12 protein-coding genes are annotated in these 14,859 nt (G+C 53.8%); 4 read left to right on the forward strand and 8 right to left on the reverse strand.

The window, feature by feature from the left end:
- Window positions 1-13: 13 nt before the first annotated feature.
- A complete protein-coding gene (fbaA, locus tag SIB88_RS12960; protein WP_412558226.1) occupies window positions 14-1,093 on the forward strand; it encodes a class II fructose-bisphosphate aldolase in 1,080 nt (359 codons plus the stop codon).
- 212 nt (window positions 1,094-1,305) lie between these two features.
- Entirely contained in the window at window positions 1,306-4,134 is a 2,829-nt protein-coding gene (uvrA, locus tag SIB88_RS12965; RefSeq protein ID WP_068519107.1) for an excinuclease ABC subunit UvrA, read from the forward strand.
- Between the two features lie 124 nt (window positions 4,135-4,258).
- Here uvrA and SIB88_RS12970 read toward each other — a convergent pair whose 3' ends face one another.
- The gene (locus SIB88_RS12970; RefSeq protein WP_287465074.1) at window positions 4,259-5,224 is read right to left on the reverse strand and encodes a hypothetical protein; all 966 of its coding nucleotides are present in this window, start codon (window positions 5,222-5,224) and stop codon (window positions 4,259-4,261) included.
- 196 nt (window positions 5,225-5,420) lie between these two features.
- On the opposite strand from SIB88_RS12970, the gene trmFO reads away from it, so the two are divergent.
- Window positions 5,421-6,767: a methylenetetrahydrofolate--tRNA-(uracil(54)-C(5))-methyltransferase (FADH(2)-oxidizing) TrmFO gene (trmFO, locus tag SIB88_RS12975; RefSeq protein WP_228195436.1), complete on the forward strand. Its 1,347-nt coding sequence runs from the start codon at window positions 5,421-5,423 to the stop codon at window positions 6,765-6,767.
- A 59-nt stretch (window positions 6,768-6,826) separates the two neighbouring features.
- Here the strand turns inward: trmFO and SIB88_RS12980 are convergent, their stop codons facing one another.
- The 3 genes from SIB88_RS12980 to SIB88_RS12990 form a co-directional block, all read right to left on the reverse strand.
- On the reverse strand, window positions 6,827-7,408 hold the full coding sequence (locus SIB88_RS12980) for a hypothetical protein (RefSeq protein WP_101246186.1): 582 nt from the start codon (window positions 7,406-7,408) through the stop codon (window positions 6,827-6,829).
- Window positions 7,409-7,553: 145 nt separating this feature from the next.
- Window positions 7,554-8,399 (reverse strand): phytoene/squalene synthase family protein, encoded by an 846-nt coding sequence (locus tag SIB88_RS12985; protein ID WP_289078463.1) that lies wholly within the window; start codon window positions 8,397-8,399, stop codon window positions 7,554-7,556.
- A gap of 5 nt (window positions 8,400-8,404) precedes the next feature.
- Entirely contained in the window at window positions 8,405-9,577 is a 1,173-nt protein-coding gene (locus SIB88_RS12990) for a mechanosensitive ion channel family protein (RefSeq protein ID WP_206927571.1), read from the reverse strand.
- A gap of 109 nt (window positions 9,578-9,686) precedes the next feature.
- Here SIB88_RS12990 and SIB88_RS12995 point away from each other — a divergent pair, with 109 nt between their 5' ends.
- Window positions 9,687-11,039 carry an NAD(P)-binding protein gene (locus SIB88_RS12995; protein ID WP_412558227.1) on the forward strand — a complete coding sequence of 451 codons (1,353 nt, stop codon included), beginning with the start codon at window positions 9,687-9,689 and terminating at the stop codon, window positions 11,037-11,039.
- 6 nt (window positions 11,040-11,045) lie between these two features.
- On the opposite strand, the gene SIB88_RS13000 is transcribed toward SIB88_RS12995, so the two are convergent.
- The 4 genes from SIB88_RS13000 to yajC all read right to left on the reverse strand — a co-directional run bounded on the left by SIB88_RS13000 (window position 11,046) and on the right by yajC (window position 14,591).
- Window positions 11,046-11,426, reverse strand: a complete 381-nt coding sequence (locus SIB88_RS13000) for an Mth938-like domain-containing protein (RefSeq protein ID WP_228195429.1) — start codon at window positions 11,424-11,426, stop codon at window positions 11,046-11,048.
- A 126-nt stretch (window positions 11,427-11,552) separates the two neighbouring features.
- A complete protein-coding gene (gene secF, locus SIB88_RS13005; protein WP_068519113.1) occupies window positions 11,553-12,482 on the reverse strand; it encodes a protein translocase subunit SecF in 930 nt (309 codons plus the stop codon).
- A 19-nt stretch (window positions 12,483-12,501) separates the two neighbouring features.
- The gene (gene secD, locus SIB88_RS13010; protein ID WP_068519114.1) at window positions 12,502-14,076 is read right to left on the reverse strand and encodes a protein translocase subunit SecD; all 1,575 of its coding nucleotides are present in this window, start codon (window positions 14,074-14,076) and stop codon (window positions 12,502-12,504) included.
- Between the two features lie 143 nt (window positions 14,077-14,219).
- The gene (yajC, locus tag SIB88_RS13015; protein ID WP_412558228.1) at window positions 14,220-14,591 is read right to left on the reverse strand and encodes a preprotein translocase subunit YajC; all 372 of its coding nucleotides are present in this window, start codon (window positions 14,589-14,591) and stop codon (window positions 14,220-14,222) included.
- Between the last annotated feature and the right edge of the window lie 268 nt (window positions 14,592-14,859).

The following is a 14,859-nucleotide window of genomic DNA, read 5'->3' on the forward strand; positions in this document are numbered from 1 at the left end:
GAGGAGTACCCACATGCCTTCCGTTAAACCCGGTGTTGTTACCGGTGCTTCCTATCGTGACCTTGTCGCTGCCTGCAAGCAGGACGGTTACGCCCTTCCCGCTGTGAATATTACATCGTCAAGCACGATGAACGCAGCCCTTGAAGCCGCTGCGAATGCCGGTTCTGACATCATCATTCAGCTTTCGAATGGTGGCGCACAGTTCTTTGCTGGCAAGGGCATCAAGGACGCCGATGCGGCCCGTGTCGTGGGCGCAGTTTCGGCTGCCCGTCATGCGCAGCTTCTTGCTGAATATTATGGTGTTGCTGTTGTCATGCATACGGACCACGCGAACCGCAAGTTCGTTCCGTGGGTCGATGAAATGCTGAAATGGAGCGAAAAGGCCTATGCCGAAACCGGCAAGGCGCTTTACAGCTCCCACATGCTTGATCTGTCCGAAGAATCGCTTGAAGACAACCTGTCGACTTGCGAGACCTTCCTCAAACGCATGTCCGCCATCGAAATGAGCCTGGAAATCGAACTGGGTGTAACCGGTGGCGAAGAAGACGGCATCGGTCACGAACTTGATACTTCAAGTGACGAGATCGACCCGCGTCTTTACACCCGTCCGGAAGAAGTCGAAGAAGCCTATCGTCGCCTTTCGCCGCTTGGCCATTTCTCGGTCGCAGCTGCATTTGGTAACGTCCACGGCGTCTACAAGCCGGGCAACGTCAAACTGCGTCCGGAAATCCTTCTGGAAAGCCAGAAGTTTGTCGCCGAGAAGCATGGGCTTGATGACCGTCCGCTGGACTTCGTGTTCCATGGCGGTTCGGGTTCGGAAAAAGAAAAAATCGAAGAAGCCGTCGGCTATGGCGTCTTCAAGATGAATATCGACACCGATACCCAGTTTGCCTATGCCCGTCCGGTCGGTGAGTATGTTGAAGCAAATGCGCGTGCTTTCAAATACCAGGTCGATCCGGAAACGGACAAACCCTACAAGAAGAATTATGACCCGCGTGTCTGGATCCGCGAAGCTGAACTGTCGATGGCAGCGCGCCTCGAAGAAGCCTTCAAGGATCTTGGTGCCACCGGTCGTTCCGTGACCAAAGGCTAAGCCATCTTTTGCTTTGTCTGACCCGTTGGGTCACAGGATTTATGAAACCCGCCGGACTTGTTCGGCGGGTTTTTTCATGCATTTTGGGGTGCGGTGATTGTGTAATGTCAGTCTCCTGACAAATACTGACAGGAACTGTCAGGGGTGCGCTTGCGTATAGTGTTTGCGTCCTCTATACACTTTCCGAACAATTCAGGAACAAAAGGCCCGACATGCTGACGAAAATTTCGGTTCGCGGTGCGAAAGAACACAATCTTCAGAACATTGATGTTGAATTGCCCCGCGATTCACTGGTGGTCATTACCGGCCTGTCGGGATCGGGTAAAAGTTCGCTTGCCTTCGATACGATCTATGCCGAAGGCCAGCGCCGCTATGTCGAAAGCCTGTCTGCATATGCCCGTCAGTTCCTTGAACTGATGCAAAAGCCGGATGTCGAATATATCGATGGTCTGTCGCCGGCCATTTCCATCGAACAAAAAACCACGTCGCGTAACCCGCGTTCGACCGTGGGGACCGTGACCGAGATTTATGACTATATGCGTTTGCTTTGGGCGCGTATCGGCATCCCCTATTCGCCAGCGACCGGCCTTCCGATTGTCAGTCAGACCGTGTCGCAGATGGTCGACCGCGTGATGGAAATGGAAGAAGGAACACGGTTGTATCTTTTGGCGCCGATCGTCCGTGGTCGTAAGGGTGAATACAAAAAAGAACTGCGTGATTTGCGCTCACGCGGCTTCCAGCGCGTCAAAATTGACGGCGAAATGTATGATATCGATGATGCGCCGGAACTGAATAAAAAGCTGAAGCACGACATTTCTGTTGTTGTTGATCGGTTGATAGTGAAAGACGGCATCGCAACCCGCCTGGCCGACAGTTTTGAAACCGCTCTTGAACTGACTGACGGCATTGTTCTTACCGAAGATGCAAAAACCGGCGAAACAACCGTATTCTCGGCGAAGTTCGCCTGCCCGGTTTCCGGCTTCACGATCGAGGAAATCGAACCGCGTCTGTTTTCATTTAACAACCCGTTTGGCGCCTGCCCGGCCTGTGACGGTTTGGGAACCCAGATGGAGTTTGATCCGATGCTGGTTGTTCCTGATGAAAGCAAGACGCTTGAAGATGGGGCGGTCGCACCATGGGCCAGCACGACGTCGAAATATTACCTGCAGACCCTGAAATCAGTCGCAAAGCATTTCGGCTTTAAAACCAATGTTGCCTGGGAAAAATTGCCCAAAACGGCGCAAGACATCATCCTGCATGGGTCGGGTGACGAAGAAGTCACTGTCACCTATGACGATGGATCGCGCAGTTACAAGGTTTCGCGCCCGTTCGAAGGTGTCATTCCGAACATGGCGCGGCGCTGGCGCGAGACAGACAGTCAGTGGGCCCGCGATGAACTGGCCAAATATCAGATGGTGTCGCATTGCCCAACCTGTGCGGGCAAGCGTCTGAAGCCCGAAGCATTGGCTGTCAAAGTCGATGGTTGCGACATCTCGCAGGTGACGGATCTTTCAATTGCCAAAGCAGGTGACTGGTTCATCGCCCTTGAAGGCAAGCTGAACGAAAAGGAAACCGAAATCGCGCGCCGTATTCTGCGCGAAATTAATGACCGGTTGCGCTTCCTGCGCGATGTCGGGCTTGATTATCTTTCCATGTCGCGCACATCAGGCACCCTTTCGGGTGGTGAAAGCCAACGTATCCGTCTGGCGTCGCAAATCGGGTCGGGTTTGACCGGTGTTCTGTATGTGCTGGATGAACCGTCCATTGGTCTGCATCAGCGCGACAATGACCGCCTGCTCGATACGCTTAAGCGGTTGCGTGATCTCGGGAATACGGTTCTGGTCGTTGAACATGATGAAGACGCCATTCGTGCGGCGGATTATGTGATTGATATGGGCCCGGGTGCCGGTATTCATGGCGGACGCATCGTTGCCCAGGGCACCCCGGAAGAAATCCAGCAAAACCCCGAAAGCCTGACCGGCAAGTATCTCGTTGGTGTTGAACAGATTGCCGTTCCAAAGGAACGTCGCAAAGGCAACGGCAAGTCCATCACGATCAAGGGGGCCAAAGCCAACAACCTTCAGGGCATTGATGTCGACTTCCCGCTGGGCAAGTTCATCTGTGTTACCGGCGTGTCAGGTGGCGGGAAATCCAGTCTTGTCATCGAAACGCTATATAAGGCGCTGGCAAAGCGGATGCATAATGCCCGCCATCATCCCGGGGCACATGATGCAATTACCGGGATCGAGCTGATCGACAAGATCATTGACATCGACCAAAGCCCGATCGGGCGAACCCCGCGGTCGAACCCGGTGACCTATACCGGTGCCTTTACACCGATCCGTGACTGGTTTGCCCAACTGCCAGAAGCCAAGACCCGCGGTTACAAGCCCGGACGTTTTTCATTCAACGTCAAAGGCGGTCGTTGCGAAGCCTGTCAGGGTGACGGTGTCATCAAAATCGAAATGCACTTCCTGCCTGACGTTTATGTCACGTGTGATCAGTGCAAGGGCAAAAGATACAACCGCGAAACGCTGGAAATATCGTTTAAAGGCAAATCGATATCTGATGTTCTTGATATGACAGTGGAAGAAGGCGCGGACTTCTTCAAGGCCGTTCCATCGATCCGTGACAAGATGGAAACCCTTAAACAGGTTGGTCTTTCCTATATCCATCTGGGTCAACAGGCCACAACCCTTTCGGGCGGTGAAGCGCAGCGCGTGAAGCTTGCCAAGGAACTGTCAAAACGGGCGACCGGGCGGACAATCTATATTCTGGATGAACCGACCACCGGTCTTCATTTCCATGATATCCGCAAATTGCTTGAGGTCCTTCATACCCTTGTTGACCAAGGCAACACCGTCGTTGTGATCGAACACAACCTTGATGTCATCAAGACTGCCGACTGGATCATTGATATCGGCCCCGAAGGAGGCGACGGTGGTGGCCAGTTGGTCGGCACCGGCACGCCCGAAACCATTATGGCCAATGAACGAAGCTATACCGGGCGCTATCTTAAACGGCATTTGGGGCTTGAATAACCAAAGGGCTGCTTTCACCAGCCGCCGTTATAAAAGCCGCCACGATACAAAGAGAGGCGCGAACATTTTCTATGATGTTCGTGCCTCTTTTCTTTTGCGCCCTGTATGAGCAGGAATCTTTGTCCTAGCTGTTGCTTGCCACCCGGTTTTCGACCCGCCGCACAAGTGCAGTGCTTAGTCGTTCACTAAACCCGGACAGAAAGGCAAAAACCAGAACGATTGACAGTTGCCGTCCGGCCGGTGACGAACTGCTGATCTGGTCGAGGTCGTCAAGATTATGCAGATCGTCAAGCGGAATGGGCAACATCCCTGCCCGCAGCGCGAAAAGCACAATCAGGGCGAAACAAAATCCCATGCATGGACGGAACAGAAAATTGAAAAAGACCGATGATGGCTCCATCTCGGCCCATGGTGTCTGTTTGCCAAGCCGCATCATCATGCTGGTCAGAGCCCCGATCGCGCCAAAGCTGCCCACAAAAAACAAAAGATCATAGCTGAACCCGAAAAGCTTGCCGTTTCCGGTGCTGATGATGGTGTCAATCTGAACAAACAGCAGCACCGCAAAAATCAATACGATCGGCGACAGGGCAAGTGCCAGTGCGGCAATACGCAAACTTTTGTTGAATGCCTTTTGCAGGGTTGTTTGCGGTGATGACGGTTTCGGGTGTTCTTTGGCCTCGTCTTGCAGATCATGCAAATAGCCATGAACGAACCCGTCACGGCCCTGGTTAAGCGCAAGAAGCATCAAAATGGCGTCTGACTGCTTGCGCTCCCGGCCGGGATCATCAAGGGTTTCGTCTTCATTGCGCCACCAACGCAAAAACGCCCGTGTAACAAGGGATGCGCGCCATCCCTGACGTGTTGCAACCACATATTCGATCATGCTTTCGATGTCGGTGGCAGTGAAATTGCCGTCATTAAAACCGCCGAATGGAAAACCGACCCTGCGTTCACTGTTATCGGGCTTTTCATTATCCTGCGCGTCGCATCTGTCCTTGTCATCAATGATGACGGGGCGCCGCCGCGGCACCAGACCGATAACCGGGCAATGTGTGGGTTCGTATCCATATGGGTGATGCGGGTAGCTCATGTCGGCCCCAGTTTCACATATGTTTGACAGAACGGGTCTGGCATTTATGACGGGGAAGATGTGGCTTTGTGAATTAATCATGCCTGCATGCACAAAGCCAACGGGCACTATGGCGCAAATCACTTGAAATCTTCCCCCATGCACCGCTATGTGTGTGCCAAGCATTCAACACATTCTTCGCGAGGAGTTCGCACACGTGAATACGGTGAAACCTGTTCATATCATTGGCGCCGGTCTGGCGGGCAGTGAAGCCGCCTGGCAACTGGCCGAGGCCGGTGTGCCGGTGGTTCTGCATGAAATGCGCCCGGTTCGCCCGACAGACGCGCACCATACCGACAAATGCGCCGAACTCGTCTGTTCAAACTCGTTCCGGTCCGATGACAAGGAATATAATGCCGTCGGCCTGATCCATGACGAAATGCGCCGTGCGGGTTCGATCATCATGCGGTGTGCCGATCAGCACAAAGTCCCCGCTGGTGGTGCCCTTGCCGTTGATCGCGAAGGTTTTTCGCAGGCGGTCACCGATGCGCTTGAAAACCATCCATTGATAACAATGGAGCGCGGCGAGATTGATGGTCTTCCCCCCGAGGAATGGGAACAGACCATCATTGCCACCGGTCCCCTGACGTCCGGTGCGCTGGCCGACGCCATCCGCAAGGTTACCGGCGAAGAAAGCCTGGCCTTCTTCGATGCGATTGCACCGATTGTCTATAAGGAAAGCATCGATTTCGACAAGGCCTGGTTCCAGTCGCGATATGACAAGGGCGACGGCAAGGATTACATCAACTGCCCGATGGATGCGGACGAATATAACCGCTTTATCGACGCCCTGATCGAAGGCGAGAAAACCGAATTCAAGGAATGGGAAAAAGACACGCCCTATTTTGACGGCTGTCTTCCGATTGAAGTCATGGCCGAACGCGGTCGTGAAACCTTGCGCCATGGGCCGATGAAGCCGGTCGGACTGACCAACCCGCACAACCCGACTGTAAAGCCACGCGCGATTGTTCAGCTTCGTCAGGATAATGCCCTTGGTACGCTTTACAATATGGTCGGTTTCCAGACCAAACTGAAATACGGTGCGCAGATTGACGTTTTCCGCACCATTCCGGGGCTGGAAAATGCCGAGTTTGCCCGCCTGGGCGGCATTCATCGCAATACGTTCCTGAATTCACCGCGTTTGCTTGATGCGACACTGCGTCTTAAAGCCCGTCCTGATCTGCGATTTGCCGGTCAGATTACCGGTTGCGAAGGCTATGTTGAAAGTGCTGCGGTCGGCTTGATGGTTGGTCGGTTCACGGCTGCGGAAAAAGCCGGTGTTGCCATCCCCACACCGCCGCTGGCGACCGCGATGGGCGCCCTTTTGAATCACATTACCGGCGGTGCTGATGAAAGCACCTTCCAGCCGATGAATGTCAATTTCGGTCTGTTCCCTGATCTGGAGCTGACCAAACGGGTCAAGGGCCGCGACCGCAAAAAGCTTTATACCGATCGCGCCATTCCGCTGTTTGATGAATGGCTAAGTGCGATCAATGCCGCCTGATATGACAAAAGCCGCATCTTCGGATGCGGCTTTTTCATTGGCACCAGTGCAATTCGCGACTAGTAGCTTTTCTTCTGACGGGTCAGCTTTCCGGTAACATCGCGAATTTGCTCGCCATCGCGGAACCGCCGGAAAATCAGATCCATATTGCCGTCTTCGTCAAGTTTCCGTTCATAGACCTGCATCTCGTAGCCGCCCTCGTCCGTGATATAAAGGGCGTGTATGGTCAAGGTCTTGTCAACGATACGGGCCCAAAAGAACGGCTCCCCCTTTAACGGGTCATTGGGAATGCGTTTTCCGAACAATCCCGAACGCATGGCACTGCCATAAATGTCGGGACGTTCGGTCGAATAAAACTCGATGCTTAGTGATACATTCTTTTCGCGGCCATCGGCCTTGTGGATGACAGTTGCCCAATCAACGTTGAAACCGCGTTCTGTCTTGGCGATTGTAACGTCAAGATCACGTGCCTGCAGCTCACCTTCGGCGTGTTCAATGGTCACCCCGTGATAGACTCCGACAAACGGATCAATGCTGGCGGCCTGGCCCATTGATGGCAAAAATCCCATCAGGCAAATCACCCCGGCCAGCATCAGCCTGGTCAGCCAGTCACGTCCGGGTCTGGAATGCGGATATGCCATATGAGCCCTCATTCTGGGTGGCTACTGAACGTTACGCCGCGAAATCAACGCGTTAATCACGCTAGCACGGACAGAACAAACCTGTCTTATCCTTTATCGTTAATGTAGATGATATTTTTGCAATATCCAGTCTGTCCGATGAAACCTAATATCGTTTCAACAGACCATTCACCATCAGACGGACACTGGCCGGGCGCGCCAAACCAAATTCGGCCGAGAACGGATCGAATTTCGCCTTGGCAAGTTTGCGCAAATATCCATCGGCCAGCACCATCGGCAGGACTGCGGCATGTGCGCCCTTTGGAACAGCGCGGCGATGTTTGCGTGCTTCTTTGATGCGGCTTTGCGCAAGTTCGGCCAGTTCACGGGTCAGATTGCGAACTTCATCCTTCTTACGAAATTCGAAAATGTCACTTTGGACGACATTGTGGTGTTCCATCCGGTCCTTGGGCAGATAAAGACGTTTGGCGCGCCCGTGAAACACCATGGCGCGCATGATCCCGACCAACCCGTATGCGTTGCCGGCAAGGCGCACGGCCTGCTGGCCCGCTTCATCCGTAACGCCCAGTATACGTGCTGCAAGAACCGCCATCTGACCCGATGTTTGATCAATATATCGGTCAAGTTCTGCCTGATCTGCCGGTTGGCGATCCTCTAGATCGAATTCTCGTGCGGCCACAACGGTTTCCAGATCGTCGACGGACAAAGCCCCGGTTTGCACCAGATCTGCCAGTGGTTCGACGACCTCATGCTTTCGGACCTTGCCTTCGGCGATTTCCGAAAGCGTATCGCGCCACCATTGCAGGCGGATATGGCCCAGCATGATCTCACTGACCATTTCACGGGTTTTCGAAACTTCCTGATTGAAGGCATAAAGGGTGAATAGGTCTTCGCGCTTTTCCGGTGCCGCAAACAGGGCACACAGAAAACGGTCGCGGTCGTGGCGGCGCGTATAGTCCGCGCAATGTGATAATTTTGGCGTATCAGTCATTCTGTTTATCCGATCTGACGTGCGGGTCGCTGATCGTTTTTGGTGTCGACAAGGTTATCAGGAAGGCTTTCGACATAAAGCGATTGGGATGGGAAGGCAAAGGCAGCGTCTTCTTCCTCGACGATGCGCTTGAATGCGATGATGTGGCGGTTGCGAATTTCACGCCATGTAACCCAGTCGGTGGTCTTCGTAAAGTAATACAGATCAATATTGATCGAGCTTGCACCGAAATCGGACAAATGAACCATCTGCGCAACATCCGTCTGTGCGACGTCGTCGTCATTTTTCAGAAAGTCACGCAGCTTTTCGACAATCCGTTCCATCTGTTTGGCTGTTGTGCGGTATTCCAGTCCGATGACCATCTTGATGCGACGATGGGTCATGCGTGACCAGTTGATCACGGGTGAGTCCACAATTTGGGCATTTGGCATGGTGACAAGCGCCTTGGCAAAGGTCCGGACCTTGGTCGCCCTCAGGCCCACCTCCTCCACCGTTCCTTCGAAATGGGGCGTCTCAATCCAGTCACCGCGCTTGTAAAGATTGTCCGCAAAGATCGTCAGGCCGCCAAAGATGTTGGCAACCGAATCTTTGGCCGCCAGCGCCACAGCCATCCCGGCAAGGCCGAGCCCGCCCAGAAAGGCCGAAACATCAATTCCCCACCCTTCAAGGAAGATAACAAAGCCGATCACAACGATCAGCGTTTTGACCCCGCGGATAAAAAATTGCCGCAAGTCGTCACCAAGACCGGCACCAAACCGCCCGATCAGGCTGTTAAGTGACACCGCAACCGGTTCGACAGCCCGAAACAGGGCCCAGAACACGCAAAACATTGCTGCGATATGGATTGCCTCGATCAGGGGCGCATCAATCGCCACCGGCAGGTTCAGAAGCTCTACGGCGAAATACGCGCCCAGCAACATCACCAGCACCTGAAGCGGCAAGGCAAAGGCATCAAGGACATTTGCAATCATGCTGCGTTCGGTTTGATGCGCAATGCGTCTCAACACACCAAGTACGCCGCGCACCAGAACGCGCTTGAACACAAAGAATACGAACAGGACCAAGACCGCACCAACAAGCCGTCCGACTTCGCCGCCGCCAAGCAGATCGACCCAACTGTTCATTTGGTCGATGACTTCGGTGTTCAGGCTGTCCAGTTCGTTTGAAATTTCATCCATGGCTTGTAAGCTGTTCTGCTGTTAAGGTTATTTTGTCAGACCGAATGACACGATAACGTGCAAACCAGTTAATTCTGGCCTTGTATAACAATTAAAGTGGCGCAGGCATATGGCATCCTTCACGTCTGGGAAAGTTCACGTTGTTGGCGGCGGCCTTGCCGGGGCGGCATTGGCAACTCGGATGGCAGAAGATGGTGCAGAAGTCGTCCTTTACGACGAAGGCGAGCCGTTTGAAAGCCGGTGGACGCGCGGCATGCAAACCGCCCCTGAAAACCACAAAACTGCCGAACCCGAGATTTTCTATGACCCCGAAGGCTTGGTCGCCGATTATTTTGCCGGCTTCCCGGAAATTCCCAAAAAGCTGATCCGACCAGCCCATTGCGTGATCGGACTTAAACGAGGCCGGCGCAAGCCAGCCGTTATTTCACTTGATCACGGTATCGCGCGTGCCCTTGTTGCCCGACGACTTGGCTTTATCGCCCGCGCCTATACTGCCCTTGGTTTGTCGCGGCAACGCTTTGCCAGTGAAGAAAGCCGGGTTGATAACGTTCTGTCTTCGGGTGACTTCGATAGTGACGAACAGGCCAACCAGCCCGGCACATACCATCGCGATGCATTGGCGGTGTTGGCTGAAACATTGTTTTCGATCCCTGCGCACCGGTGTTCACGCGCCCTCTTGGCACGTGTTCTCGTTCCGAAAATATCAGCATTGTTTTCAAAGTCACATGAACCGGTATTTTCGGCCATTGATCCGATCATCCTGAATGACATTGCCCTTCCGACCTTGCGCGAACGATTTGTTGCCGCGGGTGGCACAGTGATGGCCCGCACAAAACTTGGTGACATTGACAGTACATCAGAGTTCGCAACAGACTTGCTGTTTAATGACGATATTCAGGTGGTTCTTAAGCCAGGTGACGCCGTTGTGCTGGCGCTGCATCCACGGCCGCTTTGCGATGCGGTGCCTGATATCGGCATTCCACCGGCCCCTGCCCGGCGTCAGACCGTAGCCTTTGAAATGCGGCGGCCTTTTGCCGAACCAAGTTGCCTTCTGGTCAGTGACGACCTTGTCCGGGCAATCTACTGTCATCGCCGCCACGTGCAGGTCAGCCTCAATAGCAGTTTTCACATGCCTGCCGACGGCACCACTGATCAGAATGTTGCCCGGGTCTGGCAAAGATGTCTGTGGTTATGCAATCAATATCTCAATGTCGATCTGCAAGCACGGTCTCGCAATGCTGACGGGATCGACCACCCGAAATTCAGCTTCATCGATGCCGAGGCCCCCTTCCCGGAATTCACCCCGGGCCATGCGGCCTTACGTGATCGTTTGCGATTGCCGTGGAAGAACCTGTTTCTGTGCGGGGAATCGTTCCCGGCCGGCTATGCACCGGGACCTTCTGCAATATTTGCCAGCGTAAAGCAGGTCCGCCATCAGTTGCAGCACTATCTGCGCGGCTAGCCTTGATCAAACCGCAATCAAGGCTGCGGCGACGCGGCGGGCTTCGGCGACAAGAACGTTATAGGTCCGGCATGCCGCACCGGTATCCATCGGTTCGATCACAATGCCATGTTCCTTCAATGCGTGGCGCCACGCCAATGGCACCGGCATCAGGCGGCTGCCCATACCAAGCAGCAGAATTTCAATCTCGTCTGCTTTTTCGATCACGCGGGCGAATGAGTCGACCGTGATATCGTCCATGGATTTGACATTCCAGGAATAGATTGATTCCGGAAACAGCAGGACCGACCCATTGACGGTTTCTTCGCCAAAGCGGAACAGACCGTCACCGTAACTCGACACCAGATTGCGACCTTCGGCAACAAGTGGGCTGACTTCAAGTGACATGGCAATCCTCATATGGTCTGGTGCGCAGTTTTCCACCCGGTTCAGGCAGAATGCCAAAAGAAAAAGGCCGGGGCGTTTTCGCACATCCCCGGCCTTCTTGCAAATTCTAGATCATCCGATCAGCGATCAGGCTTTTGCTTCCTGACCTTCTTCGGCTTCCGGAATTTTCCGTTTGAGACGCAACACAATCAGAAGTGGCGATGCCACACAGATTGATGAATATGTCCCGATCACGATGCCAAAGATCAGCGCCATGGTGAAACCGCGGATCGCCTCGCCGCCAAAGGCAAACAACGCAATCAGCGCCAACAAGGTCGTGAACGACGTCATGGTCGTACGCGACAGTGTCGAGTTGATCGAAAGATCAAGCAGATCCGGGATTTCCATTTTGCGGAACTTGCGCAGATATTCACGGATGCGGTCAAACACAACGACCGTATCGTTGATCGAATAACCTGCAACAGTCAAAACGGCTGCCAGCGTTGCCAGATCAAACTGCACACCAGTGATCACAAAGAAGCCAACCGTGATCACGACGTCATGCAAAAGCGCAACAACGGACGCCACAGCAAACTGCCATTCAAACCGGAACCAGATATAGATCATGATCAGCAGAAGCGAGATCACAACCGAATAGAATCCGGCTTCCTTGAGCTCATCACCGACTTTCGGGCCGACGAGCTCGCTTCGACGGATGGTTACATTTTCGCCAAGGGCTTCTGTAACTTTCGCCAATGCGGCCATCTGGGCCTTTTCGTCACCATCCTGACGCTGGAGCTGGATCAACACATCGTCAGCTGCCCCAAATTCCTGGATCGAGACATCGCCAAGACCAAGGCTGCCCAACTTGTCGCGCAAACCGCTAATATCTGCCGGGCCTTCGGTCTTGATCTCGACCAGGATACCCCCGCGGAAATCGATCCCGAAATTAAGGCCTTTGGTCGCAAACAGTGCCGCAGATGCAAGAACCAGCGCCATCGATACGATGTAAAAGATTTTCCGGAATTTGAGGAACGGGATGTTCACGTCATCCGGGATAAGATGCAAAGGTTTCATATCTTCCCTGTTCCCTTCCTCAAAGTACCAGTTCCGTCGGGCGGCTGCGCTTGACCCAGACGGAAATCATCAAACGGGTCAGCCAGATCGCCGAGAACATCGACGTGATGATCCCGATGGCCAGCGTCACGGCAAAGCCCTTGATCGGGCCAGAGCCGAAGCTGAACAGCACCAGGGCCGCAATCAGTGTCGTGATGTTCGCATCAAGAATGGTCGACATGGCACTGCGATAACCGGCATCAATCGAGTTGATGATCGTTCGGCCGTTACGACGTTCTTCACGAATGCGTTCAAAGATCAGAACGTTGGCATCAACAGCCATACCGACCGTCAGAACGATCCCTGCAATCCCCGGCAGCGTCAGTGTTGCCTGCAAGACAGACATCACCGCCAAAACAAGGATCAGGTTCATCATCAGGGCGATGTCGGCATAGATGCCAAAACGTCCATAACTGATCACCATGAAGGCAATAACAAACACCAGACCAAGAACAGCCGCGATTTCGCCAGCTTCAACTGAATCCTGACCGAGGCCCGGACCGACAGAACGTTCTTCAAGGATCTGCATCGGGGCCGGCAATGCACCAGCGCGCAGCAGCAGTGAAAGATCGTTGGCTTCCTGCACGCTGAATTGTCCGGTGATGATGCCGTTGCCGCCCAGGATCGGTTCATTGATCCGTGGCGCTGAAATCACTTCACCATCCAGAACGATTGCCAGGCCTCGGCCGGCATTCTTGCTGGTGACATCGCCAAAACGGGCACCGCCAGCCGCATCAAAGCGGAACGATACAACAGGACGACCGTCACTGAAGGTGGGCTGGGAATCAACAAGATTGTCCCCGGATACGACAATACGACGATCAATCAGATATTCGCGGATGCCAGCAGCCTTGTCCGACGCATCAGCAGCCGGCAGGATCATGGTTCCCGGCGGAAGACCGGTTGCACGGGCTTCAGCAGCCGTTTTCTCGTTATTCACAAGATGGAAGTTCATCTTGGCGGTACGGCCAAGGATCGCACGCAACCGCGACGGGTCATCAAGACCTGGCACCTGAACAACAATGCGATTTTCGCCCTGACGCTGGATCGACGGTTCAGTCGTGCCAAGTTCGTCAACACGGCGACGCACCACTTCAAGTGACTGCGCAATGGCACGGTCGATCAATTCCTTGCGGGCAACGGCGTTATAGGTAACGTGGATGTTGTTCCCCTCGCCGCTCAGTTCCGTATTGGGTTCTGCTGCGCGGGCGATCTCGCGGGCTTTTTCAACATCTTCAGGTTTGAGGATGGTGATCTCGGCACCGTTTGCGGTTGCTTCGCGCGGGCGGTTGCGGATCTGTTCCTGGCGCAGGTCGGTGCGGATCGTATCGGCGAGTGCGTCATAACGTTCACGCAGGACACTGTCCGTATCGACTTCAAGCAGCATATGCGAGCCGCCACGAAGGTCGAGGCCAAGATTAATCTGCTTGCCGGGCAAATAGCTTGCCTCGGTCGGGAATGTTCCCGACGGCAGGAAGTTTGGCGCGGCGTATATCACGCCCAAAGCACACACCAGAAGGACCAGTGCTGCTTTCCATTTGGTAAAATAAAGCATGTGTTCTTTGACCGGATCTGTCTGGGTCAACCTTGGTCTGGTTCCAAGGTTCTTGGAACAACGGGTATTTTGTACCGCTTCAGGCCACCGGTAAAATGCAAGAAGGCGGAGCCATGTGCCCCGCCTCACTTAGCGCGAAGAGATCAGTCTTTTTTGATCTCTTCTTCTTTTTCTTCTTCTTTGGCGTCGTTCTTGGCCGGTTCGGTTTTCGACAGAACTGTCGAAACCATGCCGCGTGCCACTTTGACTTTTACGCCTTCGGCAATCTCGACGGACAACTCGTCATCACCAACAACTTTGGCAACGGTGCCGATCAGGCCACCTGCGGTGACGATTTTGTCGCCACGGCGGATCGCCTCGAGCATTGCTTTATGTTCTTTCTGTTTTTTCTGCTGAGGACGGATGAGCAGGAAATAGAAAACAACGAAAATCAGGATAAGCGGTGCGAACTGCATCAGTGCGCCTGCACCATCTGCACCACCAGCGGCCTGAGCGTAAGCCGTCGAAATAAACATTAGGAACTCCTAATTCCTCAGAACAAAAAATATCAACTGCCGGAATATAACGGCGTACAACGCCAAAGCAAGGAAGAACCGGATATAAAGGCGGAAAATTGGAAAACATGTGGTTTGGATCACCTCGATCCCGAACCGGTCTGACCGTAACAAGCTGTTCCATTTGGTAGTCGGTATGCTAGTTTTCCCGCCAACAGGGTCTGTTTTAATGCAAGGACTGAAATGATCACCCGTCTTGAACGGGCCATGGCGCGACCTGCCCTACGTA

This window comes from Thalassospira sp. MIT121401, assembly GCF_047125595.1.
Lineage (GTDB): Bacteria > Pseudomonadota > Alphaproteobacteria > Rhodospirillales > Thalassospiraceae > Thalassospira > Thalassospira povalilytica.

Excerpts from the sequence above, each read along its gene's own strand:
- fbaA (WP_412558226.1), top strand. The coding sequence starts at position 14 with ATGCCTTCCGTTAAACCCGGTGTTGTTACCGGTGCTTCCTATCGTGAC.
- uvrA (WP_068519107.1), top strand. The coding sequence starts at position 1,306 with ATGCTGACGAAAATTTCGGTTCGCGGTGCGAAAGAACACAATCTTCAG.
- SIB88_RS12970 (WP_287465074.1), bottom strand. The coding sequence starts at position 5,224 with ATGAGCTACCCGCATCACCCATATGGATACGAACCCACACATTGCCCG.
- SIB88_RS12980 (WP_101246186.1), bottom strand. The coding sequence starts at position 7,408 with ATGGCATATCCGCATTCCAGACCCGGACGTGACTGGCTGACCAGGCTG.
- SIB88_RS12985 (WP_289078463.1), bottom strand. The coding sequence starts at position 8,399 with ATGACTGATACGCCAAAATTATCACATTGCGCGGACTATACGCGCCGC.
- SIB88_RS12990 (WP_206927571.1), bottom strand. The coding sequence starts at position 9,577 with ATGGATGAAATTTCAAACGAACTGGACAGCCTGAACACCGAAGTCATC.
- SIB88_RS12995 (WP_412558227.1), top strand. The coding sequence starts at position 9,687 with ATGGCATCCTTCACGTCTGGGAAAGTTCACGTTGTTGGCGGCGGCCTT.
- SIB88_RS13000 (WP_228195429.1), bottom strand. The coding sequence starts at position 11,426 with ATGTCACTTGAAGTCAGCCCACTTGTTGCCGAAGGTCGCAATCTGGTG.
- secF (WP_068519113.1), bottom strand. The coding sequence starts at position 12,482 with ATGAAACCTTTGCATCTTATCCCGGATGACGTGAACATCCCGTTCCTC.
- secD (WP_068519114.1), bottom strand. The coding sequence starts at position 14,076 with ATGCTTTATTTTACCAAATGGAAAGCAGCACTGGTCCTTCTGGTGTGT.
- yajC (WP_412558228.1), bottom strand. The coding sequence starts at position 14,591 with ATGTTTATTTCGACGGCTTACGCTCAGGCCGCTGGTGGTGCAGATGGT.